Raw genomic sequence first — 13,967 nt, 5'->3', positions numbered from 1 at the left:
TGGAGTAAGACAATGACGATCAAGAAGACGATGCTAGGCACGCTCGGCCTGCTCTCCCTCACCGCATCGCCGGTGCTGGCGGAAGGCACGATCAATGTGCTGACCTGGGAAGGCTATGCCGACCCGTCCTTCATCTCGAAATTCGAGGAGACCTCGGGTTGCCAGGTGAACGCCACCTATGTCGGCTCGAATGACGATTTCGCGCCGAAGCTGATGGCCGGGGGCGGGGTCTATGACCTGATCACCCCGTCGATCGACACGACCAAGCTGATGATCGACCTCGATTTCGTCGAGCCGCTCGACACCACGAAGATCGAGGGCTGGAACGATATCTATCCCAAGTTCCTCGCTCTCGACGGGATCCAGAAGGACGGCGCCTATTACGGGATGCCCTATGTCTGGGGCGCGATCGCCTTCATGTATCGCGATGATGCGTTTGAAACGCCCCCCACCTCGATCGCCGACCTGTGGCGCGAGGATCTCAAGGGCAAGATTTCGCTCTGGGATGACAAGAGCGCAATCTACGTCGCCGCACGCAAGAATGGCGACATGAACATCTACTCGCTGACCGACGAGCAGATCGCGGCCGCGCAGAAGAGCCTGGTCGAACAAAAGCCGCTGATCCGCAAATACTGGGCCACGGCGGGCGAGCTCGTGGATCTCTACAAGGCCGGCGAAGTCGTGATCTCGAACACCTGGGCTGGCTATCAGTCCAGCCTTCTCGCCGATGAGGGTATCAAAGTGACCGAGTTCATCCCGACGGAGGGCGCCGAGGGCTGGATGGACAGCTGGATGATCGTCAAGGGCAGTCCCAATCAGGAATGCGCCTACAAGTTCCTCAACATGCAGCTCTCCGAGCAGGGGCAATGTGGCGTCGCCAATGTCAACGGCTACTCTGTTGCGAACGCCGCCGCGGCGAAGTCTTGCATGAGCCCCGAGCAGTTCAAGACGTTGCATCAGGACGACCCCGATTACCTCGACAGCCTGCTGATCTGGCAGCCGCTGGGCGACCGGTTCGAGGCCTATACCAACGCCTGGAACGCCGTGAAGGCGCAATAAGCGACAAAAGACCCGCGACCCCGGCAACGGGGTCGCCTCAGGGACCAGGGGAACAGGCGGTCGGGGAGGGCCGCCCGCTCTCGAAAAAAGCAGGGAACAAGGCGACATGGCCGCAATCATCGAGTTGGAGAACATCTCCAAGCATTACAGTCCGACCATCATCGGCGTGGACGACGTTTCGCTGACCGTTGAAGACGGCGAATTCGTCACGCTTCTGGGGCCCTCGGGCTGTGGCAAATCCACCCTCCTGCGCATGATCGGCGGGTTCGAGGAACCGACGGCCGGAGCGATCCGGCTCGCCGACAAGGACGTGACCTTCGACCCGCCCTACAAGCGCGAGGTCAACATGGTTTTTCAGGACTACGCGCTCTTTCCGCATATGACGATCGGCGAGAACGTGGCTTACGGCCTCAAGACGTTCAAACTCGACAAGGACACAGTGCGGACGCGCGTGAAGGACGCGCTGATGCTGGTGGGGCTCTACGACAAGCTCAACCAGCGTCCGCAACAGCTCTCGGGCGGACAGCGCCAGCGGATCGCGCTGGCGCGCGCCATCGTGCGCCGTCCGAAGGTCCTCTTGCTCGACGAACCGCTCTCGGCCCTTGACGCGAAACTGCGCGAGCAGATGCAGATCGAACTCAAACACCTGCACGAGAAGGTCGGCATCACCTTCATCATGGTGACCCATGACCAGACCGAAGCGCTGGTGATGTCGGATCGCGTCGTCGTCATGGACAAGGGCAAAATCGCCCAGGAAGGGCGCCCGCAGGATCTCTACGATCACCCGGCGAACCCCTATGTCGCGAATTTCATCGGCACGACGAGCTTTCTTCCCGGCAAGGTCCGCGCGCTCTCGGGCGAGGTCGCGACGATCGCGGCGGGCGGCACGCAAATCACCGCCCATCCCGATGTCACGCTGAGCGAGGGCGCGACCGTCACCGTTGGCGTGCGCCCCGAAAAGGTGAAACTGCTCGCAGAGGGCGAAACCGCAGATAACGTCTTCGAAGGCACGATCTCGGAAGTGATCTATTACGGGCTGGGCCTGCGGATCTCGGTGACCCTCGCCGATGGCAGCAAGATCGACGCCGATACCTTGCTGCCCGACAAGCTTTCGCACTCCACCTTGCCGCAATCCGGCGCGCCGGTTCGCCTCGGCGTGGCGGCCCATAACGTCTTCGTCTTCGAAGGGACGGTGACGCCATGAGCTTCCTGCGCCGCAACCTTCCCAGCATGCTGGTGATGGGCATCCCGCTTATGTGGATCGCGCTGTTCATGCTGCTGCCTTACGGGATCATCGTCACCTATTCCTTCTGGCTGAAGAAATACCCGACCTTCATCCCCGCCTTCCAGTTCGGGAACTACGTCACGATCTTCACCGATCCCCAATATGTGCGGGTCTTCCTGCGCACGCTGAAGATCTCGGTTCTCGTCTCGGCCGCCTCTTTCCTGCTGGCCTATCCCTTCGCCTATTACCTCGTCTTCCGCTGCCGTTCGGTGGCGCTGCGGACCTGGCTTTACATGGCGGTGATCGCGCCCTTGTGGGTGAGCTACCTGCTGCGGGCCTATATCTGGAAGACGATCCTCGGCACCGAGGGCGTTCTGAACTCCTTCCTGATGTCGCTGGGGATCATCGACGAGCCGTCGAGCCTGTTTCTCTACAACCAGTTCGCGATGGTGGTGACGCTCACCTATATCTTCATCCCCTTCATGGTGATGCCGATCTATACCGCGCTCGAGAAGATCCCGACCAACCTGACGGAAGCCTCGGCCGATCTCGGGATGGGGCCATGGCGCAGCTTCTGGACGGTCACGCTGCCCTTGTCGCTGCCCGGTGTCGCGGCGGGGTTCACGCTGACCTTCTGTCTCTCATTCGGGGACTTCATCGCGCCCTTCCTCGTGGGCGGGCCTGACGGCAACCTCATCGCCAACGTGATCGCCACGCAATTCGGCGCGGCGCTGAACTGGCCGCTGGGCTCGGCTCTGGCGATCGTGATGCTCGTCGTCGTTCTCACCATCGTCTCCCTCTCCGACCGGATGGAGCGCAAAGGCATGACGGGAGGCGTCTGACGATGGCACAGAAAACACCCGGCCTCCTGTCGCGCTTTGGGGCCGACACGGCCTTCATGAGTTTCGTCGCGATCCTGATGGCGTTTCTCTACATCCCGATCTGGGTCCTGATCGCGTTTTCCTTCAACGACTCGCGTTCGCTCACCTGGCCGCTCTCGGGGTTCACGCTCGACTGGTATCGCAAGCTGTGGAGCAATTCCGACCTGATCGCGGCGATCGGCAACAGCTTCTATGTCGCGACGCTGGCGACGGTCGTGACCCTCGCGGTGGGCGTGCCCGCGGCGATGGTGCTGCACAAGTTCGACTTCCCCGGCAAATCCGTGTTCCGCAGGCTGATCCTGCTGCCGATCACGCTGCCGGGAATCGTCACCGGTATCTCGATGCTCAACATGTTCAAGCTGATGGGCTTTCCGCTGAGCCTCGAGACGGTGATCCTGGGCCATGCGACCGCGCTTCTGGGCGTGGTGGTGACGCAGGTCTATGCGCGGCTGCAACGCCTGCCGCCGTCGCTCGAGGAAGCGGCCTTCGATCTGGGTGCCTCGCCCTGGCGCAGCTTCATCGACATCACCTTGCCGAATATCCGCTCGGCGATCATCGGCGCGGGGCTTTTGAGCTTCGTTCTCAGCTTCGACGAGATCCCGGTGACCTTCTTCCTGACCGGGCGCGACAACACGCTGCCAATGTATATCTACTCGACGATGCGCCGCGGCGTGACGCCGGAAATCAACGCGGTGGGCACGATCATCGTGCTTCTGTCGCTCATTCTCATCGTGGTCGCGGTCATCGCGACGCGCGAACGCAAAAAATAACGACATGGAGGGAACGCCAATGACCATGACTCTGAAGGACTGGCAGGCTCGCGCCGCCGCACTCGTGCCCGAAACGCGGATGTTCATCGACGGCAAGTTCGTCGATGCGGCGTCGGGCGCGAAATTCGAAACCATCAACCCGGCCAATGGGCAGGTTGTGGCCGCTGTCGCGCGCGGCAGCGCCGAGGACGTGGACCGCGCCGTCGCGGCCGCGAAGAAGGCGTTCAAATCGGGCGTCTGGTCGCGGATGGAGCCCACCGCGCGGATGGCGGTGATGAGCCGTTTCGCCGATCTGATCGAGGCACATGCCGAGGATTTCGCGCTGCTCGACACGCTCGACATGGGCAAGCCGATCTCGGACATGTTCAACATCGACATCCCCGGCTCGCTGATGACGATCCGCTTCTTTGCCGAGGTGATCGACAAGATGGAGGGCGTGGTGACCAACACCAATGCCGACGCGCTCCATTACATCCTGCGCCAGCCGCTGGGGGTCTGCGGGCTCGTCGTGCCGTGGAACTACCCGCTGATGATGGCCGCGTGGAAGATCGCGCCCGCGCTGAGCGTCGGCAACTCGATCGTGCTGAAACCGGCCGAGCAATCGCCGCTCTCGGCGCTGCTTCTGGCGAAACTGTTCTCCGAGGCGGGCGGGCCCGATGGCGTCTTCAACGTCGTCACCGGCTTTGGCGAGGATACCGGCAAGCCGCTGGCGCTCCACATGGATGTCGACAAGATCGGCTTCACCGGCTCGGGTGAGGTCGGCAAGCTGATGATGATCTATGCGGGCCAGTCGAACATGAAGCGGGTCAGCACCGAATGCGGCGGCAAGTCGCCCCAGATCGTGCTGGCCGATTGCGAGGATCTGGCGAAGGCCGCCGCCACCGGTGTCGCGGGGATCTACGGCAACCAGGGCGAGGTCTGCTCGGCCGGGTCGCGCATCCTCGTCGAACGCGCGGTCTATGACGAGTATATCGCGCTCTTCACCGAGGCCGCAAATGACATGCACATCCCCGGCGACCCGCTTGATCCCGATACCACGATGGGGCCGCTGGTCACGCCCGAGCAGCAATCGCGCGTGCTGGGCTATATCGAGGCGGGCCGCAAGGAAGGGGCCAAGCTCGCCTTTGGCGGCAATGTCCCGGCCCAGTTCAACGCGGGCTGCTTCGTCGAGCCGACGCTGTTCACCGATGTGTCGAACAAGATGAAGATCGCGCAGGAGGAAATCTTCGGCCCGGTCGCCTCGATCATCCCGGTGGACAATCTCGACCATGCGATCGAGACCGCGAACGACACGATCTACGGGCTGGCCGCCGCGATCTGGACCTCGAATGTGAAGAACGCGCATCGCTTCGCGCGCGATGTCGAGGCGGGGATCGTCTGGGTCAACGCCTATGAGGCGGGCGATGCCACGACGCCGTGGGGTGGGTTCAAGCAGTCGGGCAACGGGCGCGACAAGTGCCTCGAGGCTCTGACGCAATACACGCAGACAAAATCGGTCTGGATCGAGTTGAGCTGACCTCTCCCGGCCGGGGTGCTGCGCGTCCCGGCCGACCTATCCTCAGGACGACAATGAAACTTTGTATTCTCGAAGCCGATCGCCCCGCCGAGGCGTTCCGGCCCGCCCATGGCACCTATGCGGGGATGTTCGAACGCTGGCTGGCACCGGCCTTGCCCGAGGCGACGTTCGACAACCTCTTCGTCGCGGGAGGCGAAACGCTTCCCGGGGATCCCGATCTCTATGACGCCTATCTCGTGACCGGGTCGCGCGCGGGCGTCTATGAAGACCATGCCTGGATCGCCCCGCTCGAGGCCTTCCTGCGAGAACTTCGCGCGCGTAACCGCCCGGTGGCAGGGGTCTGTTTCGGCCATCAGGTGATGGCACAAGCCTTTGGCGGAACGGTCGAGAAATCCGCGGCGGGCTGGATGCTCGGGCGGCAGGAGCACATGCTTTCGCCGGAAGGGGCAGAGGTCTTCGGCCCCGATCCGCTCACCGCCCTGTCGTTCCATCAGGACCAGATCACCGCGCTGCCTCCGGGCGCCGCGCGGCTTTTGTCGAACGATCCGTCGCCCAATGGCGGGCTGGTCTATACCGGTTTCCCCGCGCTCTCGGTGCAGTTCCACCCCGAGTTCCAGCCGGGTTACATCCATGATCTTCTGCTCGCCTATCAGGGCGAGCGCGTGCCGATGGATAGGGCGCAAAGCGCGCTGGCGACGCTTGACGGGGCGCTCGATAACGACAGAGTGGCAAGAGGCTTCGCAGAGTTTTTCCGCCGCAACGTCTGAAATGTCATGGAACTCACTCAGAAGGTCACCCAGCGCCTCGACACCAGGCTGAAGCTCACTCAGGACCTGCACCGGGCGATCGGCTTTCTGGAGCTTTCAAACCTGGAGCTGGCGCAGACGCTGCGTGAGGCGGCCTCCGATAACCCCTGGCTGAGAGTGCGCCTGCCTCCGGCGATGGAGGATGGCGCGGCCGATATCGCCGCACCCGGACCTTCGTTACACGCGCACGTCTTGGCCCAGATCGACCGTCTCGCACCGCTTCCGACAGACCGGCGCATTGCGCTGGCACTGCTCGACGCGATGGGGGCGAACGGCTTCCTTGAGATGCCTGTCGAGAAGATTGCGGCCACGCTTCGACTACCGACCGCGCGTGTCGAGACCGTCCTGGCCTGCCTTCAGACGATCGAGCCCCGCGGTCTCTTTGCCCGTTCTCTTGGCGAATGTCTCAGCCTGCAACTGGCCGAAGTAGAAGAAATTTCACCGCAGATGCGCCGGATGCTCGACGCGCTTCCGGTTCTCGCGGAACGTGGACACGCCGGTCTCGCGGAGGCGGCCGGGCTCAGCGCGGATGAGTTGGCCCCATTGCTGGCGCGGCTCCGCGATCTGAACCCACGACCCGCTGCTGGTTTTTCTGTCGATACGGCGCGCACACGCATCCCCGATCTCATTTTCGAAAAAGAAGGCGACAGCTGGTCCGTTCGGCTCAATCCCGAGAGCCTTCCCCGGATCGAGGTCAATGACTTCAAGGGGGGCGCCAGCCCCGCAGTGTCGTTTTCGCGGGAGAGAAGCGCCGCAATGCAGCTCGTCAGGGCTATCCAAAAGCGAAATGAGAACCTGCTGGCGCTTGGCAGCCTGTTGGCCCGTGAGCAGGCGCAGTTTCTGTCCGATGGGCCGGTCGGTCAGCGTGTTTTGACGCGCCGGGACGCTGCGCGCCAGCTTGGCCTTCACGAAAGCACGGTGGGACGGCTGGCCAGTTCATCCTCTGCGGCAACGCCCGCGATGGGCGTTCTAGAGTTGCGACGGTTTTTCTCGCGCGCGCCAAGCAAGCAGACGGAGATCTCTTCCCAGCAGGGATCCCTAGCCCTCACGACGCGTATCGAACAGATGATTTCCGAAGAAGACCCGGCCTCTCCGCTGAATGATGGCCAGCTGACCGACGCGCTGCGCGCAGAAGGTATCCGCGTTTCACGACGCGTTGTCGCGAAGCTGCGGGCCGGTGCAGGGATCCCAAATCGCACGGTTCGCAGAGCCTGATCGGATTGAGGCGGCGAAAAAGGGCTGCAAGCTATCGTGGCATTGTCAGCTGTTTCGTCACTGGGCCTACGGCGAAAGACTGCCCCAGCCGGTCGAATTCTAAGAGATACCGCGGCCCCATGACCCGCAGCAACTGAACAACCTCGCCTACAGTTTCGCGGTCGAGGCCGAGTTCATCATTCCTCAAACCTTGAAAGAGCTTTCGATCGCGGCTTCGCGATGTATCAGCTCCCGCAGGATCTCCACGCTTTGAGGCGTATCTCTCTGCACCGCAGCATGGGCGAGGGTTTCGAACATGTCTTTCGGGAATTGCGGCCAGTGGTCTTCGGCGGCTCTGCGATAGCGTTCTTGCGCGAGGTGCAGGGTTTCGACGATCTGCCTGAGCCGCGGCGGCATACCCGGAGCCAACAGGACGAGAATAAATCTTCGAACCGAACTGCCTGATGTCAGCGCCGCGTTCGCTTTGAAAAGATGCAGCGCCGCCATCACCTCGCTTTCCCAGTCCAGTGATCCCTGTGCGATCGCACGCGTCATGGCCATCGGTTCCAGTTGCTCGCGAAGCTCCACGATCGAATGCAGATCCGCGTCCGACATCGGCGCGACGGAATAGCCCAACTGGTCCTGAAACTGCACAAGCCCGGTGGCCACGAGGCGCGAGACGGCCTCGCGCAGCGGGCTGATCGAGACCTCGAGCTCCTTGCGCAACCGGTCGAGATTGATCTTCTGCCCCGGCGCAAGCGCACCGCTCAGGATCGCTTCGAGGAGTTCCTCCGCGATCCGGCTCGACAGGGTCATCTTGCGGTGTGTTTCGGTCAAGACGCCCTCCTTCAAGATCCGGAAAGGCTATTTGGCACATCGAAAAATGGCAATCGAAATGGGAATCGTGGATTTTCTTTGGTCAGCCCTCCCCTATACTCGGCGCAGGAGGAGAGAGACATGGCCAAACCCCGCGCCCCCGAGCTTTACAAACGCCTGCGCGCCGAGATCGTGCTGGGGCGGCTTGCGCCAAGCCAGCGACTTCGGCTCGAGGATCTGCGCACCCGCACCGGATCGTCTGTGCCGACCCTGCGCGAGGTTCTGACGCGGCTGTCGGCGGACGGGTTCGTGATCGCCGAGGATCAGAAGGGTTTCATGGTCGCACCGATCTCGGTCGAGAACCTGCGCGAGCTGGCAGATCTGCGCAAGCTCGTGGAAATGGAAGCGCTGGCGCGTTCGATCGAGGCCGGCGACATGGAATGGGAAAGCCGTGTGGTGGCGGCGCATTACAAACTCTCGCGCTCGGAGGCGCGGATGCAGGCGGGCGAAGCGGCCGCGCGCGACGACTGGAAGCGCTACGACTGGGAGTTTCACCAGACTCTGATCTCGGCCTGCGGCTCGCGTGAATTACTGAGCGTTCACGCAATGGTTTTCGACAAATACCTGCGCTACCAGATGCTGTTCCTGACCTTTCGCGGCGGCATCGCGCAGGCCGAACATCAGGCGCTGCGCGAGGCCGCGCTCGATCGCGATGTGGCCTCGGCGCAGGCGATCTTGTCGAAACATATCGAGGGCGGCGTGGCGCATGCGCTCGCCGCCTATGCCGATCGCGAGCGCGCGGGCTGATCAGCCGACCGCGCGGCGCGGCGGGGTGTCAGGGCTGTGGGTGATCAGGGCGCGCACCCAGTCCGCGTCCTCGACCTTGCGCTCGGAGAAGATTTCGAACGCGTCGACGCCTTGATGGAAATAGAGCTCGTAACCCGACAGGAAGCGTGCGCCCATCCGCTCGACCTGCGCCCGGAACGGCGTGTGCAGCGGCGTGTAAACGGCGTCGAAGGCCCAGCCAATGTGCCCCGCGGCATCCTCGGGCAGCGGTGAGGCGGGCGGCTTGCCGACCATGCCCAGCGGTGTGCAGTTCACCACCCCGTCGAAGCCCGACAGATCGCGCAGCATCGACGGATCGCCCGCGATCACCTTTGCGCCGCAATAGGTCATGATCGCCCCGCCCAGCGAAACCGCCTTGGACAGATCGGTATCGAGCAGCACGATCTCGGAGGCGCCCAGATCAGCCAGCCCGAACGCCACCGCGCGGCCCACGCCGCCCGTGCCCAGAACCAGCACGCGGCCGGGGGCCTGCGCTCCGAACCGGTTGCGATAGGCCGCGACGAAGCCGGAGTGATCGGTGTTGAAGGCACGCGGACCCTGCGCGGTGAACTTGACCGCGTTGGTCGAGCCCATTGCCGCCACCACGGGCGTGCCCGGCGCTACGAGACGCAGCGCCTCTTCCTTGTAGGGGAAGGTGACATTCACCCCGTCGAAGCCCAGCTCCGCGCATTGTGCGAGCGTCTGCGCAAAGCTCAACCCGCGCTCCTTCGGAATGATCAGGTCATAGGTCGCGTTGCGCCCGATCGCGAGCCCGCAGGCCATATGCAGCACCGGCGAACGGGTCTCGGTGATATTGCCGCCGATCAGTCCAAGCCGCAGCGTGCGCTCGGTCGAGCAGGAGGAAGAAGAGGTCGCGTGCGTCATCCGTTATATCCAAACAGGCGAGGAACGAAGAGAACGAGGTCGGGGAAAGCCGCGAGCGCCACCAGCGCCGCGATCAGCGCGGCCAGGAAGGGAAGGATGCCGCGGATGATATCCTTGATCGGGATGCCGGTGACGGCGTTGATCACGAAGATCAGGATGCCGTAGGGCGGCGTGATCAGGCCGATCATCGTGTTCACCACCGCGACAACCCCGAAATGGATCAGGTCGATGCCGAGCGCCTGGGCCGCGGGCACGAAGAGCGGCAGCACCACGAGAATGATCGTCCCGCCATCGAGCAACATGCCCAGCAGCAGGATCAGGATATTGACGCCGATCAGGAACTCCATCCGGCCGATCTCGTGCCCGTTCATCCAGGCGGCGAGCTTGGTGGGGACGTTCTCGGAGGCGACGATATAGTTGAAGATCAGCGCCGAGCCGATGACGATGCCGACGGTCGCGGCCTGCCGGGCGCTTTCCGAGAAGACCTTGCCAAGCGCCACGATCGAGAGCTGCCGATAAAAGACCATCGCCAGCAGAAGCGCATAGAGCGCGGCGATCGAGGCGGCCTCGGTGGGCGTGGTGGCCCCGCCATAGATCCCGCCCAGCAGGATCACCGGCATGAAGATCACCGGCAGTGCGCGGAACGTGCGGCGCGGCAGCTCGCGCATCGGCACCGGGGCCTCGCGCTTTTTCTCCGCCTTCTTGGCGAGGAAGAAGTTCATCACCGAGAGCGCCAGCGCCATCAGGAGCCCCGGCACGATACCGGCCAGGAACAGGTAGCCGATCGACTGATCCGAGATCAGCGCATACATCACCATCGGGATCGAGGGGGGCACGATCGGCCCGATCGTCGCCGCCGCCGCGGTGATGCCCGCCGCATAGCTTTTCGAGTAATGCCCGTCGCGGGTCATCATCGAGATGATCATCTTGCCCGGCCCTGCCGCATCGGCCACCGCCGAGCCCGACATGCCCGCGAAGATCAGCGAGACGGCGATGTTGACGTAACCCATCCCGCCGCGGAACCGGCCCACCAGCGCGATACAGAACGCCAGCAACCGATCAGAGATCGAGCCCGCATTCATGATGTTGGCCGCGATGATGAAGAGCGGCACCGCCAGCAGAATGTAGCCGTTATAGAGGTTCTGGATCAGCTGCTCGCCCGCAAGCGCGAGATCGGCGCCCGAGACCGCGAGATAGGTGATCGCGGCGACGATCATCGCGTAGCCGATCGGCGCGCCGAGGGCGGCGATGCCGAACAGCACCGCTAGGCAGATGTAGAAGGCAAGGCTCATGCGTCAGGTCTCCGCGCCGCTCAGGGGCGCAATGGTCTCAGTCCTGAAGGATATCGCGATCGTCCTTGGACAGATCGTAACCGCGAAGGATCTGAACGATGCGCCAGCCATAGCGGGCGATCATCACGACGAGGAAGGCGATATAGATCGAGTAGACGTAGTTCAGGGGCCAGCGCAACGTGGCCGATTTCTTGATCTTGTAGAAGGTCACGTAATCCCAGCTTGCCGGCAGCGAAGCCGCAAAAGCGATCACGATCGCCACGGCCGCGAGGATCGCGAAGACCTTCTTGCGGCCCGGCGAAGCGGCGTGGAAGAACAGGTCGAACTTCACATGATCGCGCTCGCGCAGCACGAAGGCGCAGGAAAACAGCACCAGCCAGAGCCACAGCGTCAGGTTCAGTTCGATCGTCCAGCCGACCGACCATCCCAGGATGTAACGCGCGGTGATCTGGTAGAGGAAGGTGAGGAAGATGGCGGCGAGCATGCCCGCCGCCACGACCTCCGCCCCGATCCCCAGCCCGTTCCCGAGTTTCCGACCGAGGCGCTTCATCTTACTGCTCACCCAGAGCGTTGATCTTCTCGAGCATGCCCTCGGGCCAGTTCTTCGACAGATCCGAGCTCAGATAGGCTTCCTGAACGTGCTTGCGGAAGGCAGCAACGTCGGGCGTGTTGAAGACCAGACCCTTTTCTTCGAGGAAGGCGCGGTCCTTTTCCTCGTTGGCGAGCTGCATCTTGGTCTCGGCTTCAGCGGTGGCGAGCGCCGCTTTCTGGACCGTGTCCTGCTGCTCGGGGGTCAGACTGTCCCAGACCTTCTTCGAGAACGCGATGTAGTTCAGGTCAACGAGATGCGAGGTCAGAACGATCTGGTCGGTCACCTCGTAGAACTTCATGTTCACGTCATTCGGGAGCGGATTGTCCTGACCGTCCACGGCGCCGGTCTGCAGCGCGGTGTAAAGCTCGGTGTAAGCAATCGGAACCGGCGAGGCACCCAGGGCCTTTCCGAGGAACTGCCACGCTTCCGAGCCGGGCATGCGCAGCTTCACGCCATCCAGATCGGCCGGGGTCATGATCTTCTTGTCGCCGCGCAGGTTCACCTGACGCTTGCCGAGATACATCACCGCGAGCAGCTTCACGCCAAGCTCGTCTTCAACCTGCTTCTTCAGCGGGTCCATCAGCGCGTCATTGAACACGGCAACCTGGTGCTCGGGCGATTGCATGACATAGCCGGCGGTGAAGATCGAAAAGGCCGGGATGAACTCCGAGAGCTCCTGCGCCGAGGTGATCGACATTTCGAGGTTACCACGCGCGATGGCTTCCAGCTCGGTGCCCTGCTTGAACAGCGTGCCCGACCAATGCGGTTCGAACTCGGCGAAACCGGCCACGGCGGGCGCGAAGATCTCGGTCATCGTGACAGCGCGGGCATCCGCCTCGTTGTTCACGGCCGACAGGCGCAGCTTGATCTTGTCTTCGGCGAGTGCGACCCCGGCGCTGAAGGCGACGGATGCGGCGGCGGTCACCGCGAGCAGCGCGCGGCGGGTCATGTTCATGGACATGCGGTTCCTCCCAAAATGTAACGGATCCCTCCTCCGGGATACGCCGATCAGGTTTGCGGATTCGCCAGACCCTGTCCAGTTAATATCTGTTCATTAGTGTAACCTAATGTTAATTTGTTATTGCCTTATGATTTGTAGATAATCGATTATTATCTTGATACCTCGGAACCTTGCCTGTGCGGGCTCCGCATCTCCTGTTTGAGGTAGGCAATCATGGTCTCGGCAAAGATCGAAAGCGGATATTCGACGTTGACGACCGCATAGGTGCGAAAGCTCGTGGGCTCGCGCAGCGGGCGCACCGCCAGCCCCGGCAAAAGCGGGCCTGCGACCGAGAACTCGTCAATCAGCGCCACCCCGGTGCCCTGCGCGACGAGCGCCTGCAGGGTCTGACCGAAGCGCGCCTCGATCTCGAACTGCACAGGCAGATCGGCATCGCGCAGGGGCCGCGCGAGGATCTGGCCGTAAGGATCGCTCGGCGTGATCCCGATCATCGGATAGCGCGCGAGATCGCTGACCGAGACCGTGCTCTCCTGCGTCAGCTCGTGCCCCTCGGGCAGCAGCGCCATCACCCGCCCCGTCCCGAGCGGCTGCGAGGACAGGCCCGGATGGTCGATCTTGAACGAATTCGCGACCAGCTCGACCTTGCGCATCAGGAGAAAGTCGATGGTCTCCTCGATCTTCGTCTGATCGACCGAGAGCCGCAGATCGGGATAGCGCGCACGCATCCGGCGCACAGCACAGGGCAGGATGTGCTGGGCAATCGAAGGCACGGAGGCCAGCGCGAAGACCCGGCTTTCCCCACGCTTCAGCATGTCGATCGATTCCTGCAGGTTCTCGACCTTGGCGAAGACCTCGTTGATCTGGGTGAAAATCTCGCGCGCCTCATCGGTGGGCGCGAACCGCCCATGCGCACGCGAGAACAGTCGCAGGCCAAGCTGGCTCTCGGTATGCTTCATCACGCGGCTGATCCCGGGCGCCGAGACGCCCAACAGGTCAGCCGCCCCTTTCACGGTGCCGGTCAACAGGATCGCACGGATGACCTCGATCTGGCGCAATGTGAGCATGGTATCTCCTCCACGCTCAAAAATTAACATGATGTAACCAGTAGCGCCACTCCGCATATTCGACGTTATTCTGATCCAGCT

The 13,967-nt window shown here is 62.8% G+C and carries 14 protein-coding genes; 8 read left to right on the top strand and 6 right to left on the bottom strand.

The genetic code is table 11. The features are described 5' to 3' along the window. The first annotated feature begins 12 nt into the window (after positions 1-12). From TP2_RS03705 to TP2_RS03675, 7 genes are all read left to right on the top strand, one after another. Entirely contained in the window at positions 13-1,059 is a 1,047-nt protein-coding gene (locus TP2_RS03705) for an ABC transporter substrate-binding protein (protein ID WP_038073651.1), read from the top strand. A gap of 106 nt (positions 1,060-1,165) precedes the next feature. Beyond that, on the top strand, positions 1,166-2,263 hold the full coding sequence (locus TP2_RS03700; protein WP_038073650.1) for an ABC transporter ATP-binding protein: 1,098 nt from the start codon (positions 1,166-1,168) through the stop codon (positions 2,261-2,263). Further along, positions 2,260-3,126, top strand: coding sequence for an ABC transporter permease (locus tag TP2_RS03695; RefSeq protein ID WP_038073649.1), 867 nt, complete (start codon positions 2,260-2,262; stop codon positions 3,124-3,126). The genes TP2_RS03700 and TP2_RS03695 overlap by 4 nt, the downstream gene beginning before the upstream one ends. Before the next feature lie 2 nt (positions 3,127-3,128). After that, positions 3,129-3,935 carry an ABC transporter permease gene (locus tag TP2_RS03690; protein ID WP_038073648.1) on the top strand — a complete coding sequence of 269 codons (807 nt, stop codon included), beginning with the start codon at positions 3,129-3,131 and terminating at the stop codon, positions 3,933-3,935. Positions 3,936-3,954: 19 nt separating this feature from the next. Further along, positions 3,955-5,451 carry an aldehyde dehydrogenase gene (locus tag TP2_RS03685; RefSeq protein ID WP_038073647.1) on the top strand — a complete coding sequence of 499 codons (1,497 nt, stop codon included), beginning with the start codon at positions 3,955-3,957 and terminating at the stop codon, positions 5,449-5,451. Between the two features lie 53 nt (positions 5,452-5,504). Then, the gene (locus tag TP2_RS03680) at positions 5,505-6,218 is read left to right on the top strand and encodes a type 1 glutamine amidotransferase (RefSeq protein WP_038073646.1); all 714 of its coding nucleotides are present in this window, start codon (positions 5,505-5,507) and stop codon (positions 6,216-6,218) included. A 6-nt stretch (positions 6,219-6,224) separates the two neighbouring features. Beyond that, positions 6,225-7,472, top strand: a complete 1,248-nt coding sequence (locus TP2_RS03675; protein WP_038073645.1) for an RNA polymerase factor sigma-54 — start codon at positions 6,225-6,227, stop codon at positions 7,470-7,472. A gap of 183 nt (positions 7,473-7,655) precedes the next feature. On the opposite strand, the gene TP2_RS17855 is transcribed toward TP2_RS03675, so the two are convergent. Further along, positions 7,656-8,288 (bottom strand): GntR family transcriptional regulator, encoded by a 633-nt coding sequence (locus tag TP2_RS17855; RefSeq protein ID WP_051692160.1) that lies wholly within the window; start codon positions 8,286-8,288, stop codon positions 7,656-7,658. A gap of 120 nt (positions 8,289-8,408) precedes the next feature. On the opposite strand from TP2_RS17855, the gene TP2_RS03665 reads away from it, so the two are divergent. Continuing rightward, complete coding sequence (locus tag TP2_RS03665; RefSeq protein WP_038073644.1) at positions 8,409-9,074, top strand: GntR family transcriptional regulator; 666 nt, start codon at positions 8,409-8,411, stop codon at positions 9,072-9,074. Here TP2_RS03665 and TP2_RS03660 read toward each other — a convergent pair whose 3' ends face one another. From TP2_RS03660 to TP2_RS03640, 5 genes are all read right to left on the bottom strand, one after another. Continuing rightward, complete coding sequence (locus TP2_RS03660) at positions 9,075-9,977, bottom strand: shikimate dehydrogenase family protein (RefSeq protein WP_051692159.1); 903 nt, start codon at positions 9,975-9,977, stop codon at positions 9,075-9,077. After that, complete coding sequence (locus TP2_RS03655; RefSeq protein WP_038073643.1) at positions 9,974-11,269, bottom strand: TRAP transporter large permease; 1,296 nt, start codon at positions 11,267-11,269, stop codon at positions 9,974-9,976. Before TP2_RS03655 ends, TP2_RS03660 begins: the two co-directional genes overlap by 4 nt. A 37-nt stretch (positions 11,270-11,306) precedes the next feature. Continuing rightward, positions 11,307-11,819, bottom strand: a complete 513-nt coding sequence (locus tag TP2_RS03650; RefSeq protein WP_038073642.1) for a TRAP transporter small permease — start codon at positions 11,817-11,819, stop codon at positions 11,307-11,309. Between the two features lies 1 nt (position 11,820). After that, positions 11,821-12,822: a TRAP transporter substrate-binding protein DctP gene (gene dctP / locus TP2_RS03645; protein ID WP_038073641.1), complete on the bottom strand. Its 1,002-nt coding sequence runs from the start codon at positions 12,820-12,822 to the stop codon at positions 11,821-11,823. Positions 12,823-12,971: 149 nt separating this feature from the next. Next, positions 12,972-13,886, bottom strand: coding sequence for a LysR family transcriptional regulator (locus TP2_RS03640; protein ID WP_038073640.1), 915 nt, complete (start codon positions 13,884-13,886; stop codon positions 12,972-12,974). Positions 13,887-13,967: the final 81 nt, after the last annotated feature.

Origin of the sequence: Thioclava pacifica DSM 10166, assembly GCF_000714535.1 — a bacterium.
GTDB lineage: Bacteria > Pseudomonadota > Alphaproteobacteria > Rhodobacterales > Rhodobacteraceae > Thioclava > Thioclava pacifica.
The sequence above is the reverse complement of the archived record's forward strand: the minus strand, read 5'-3'. Positions and strand labels throughout refer to the sequence as shown.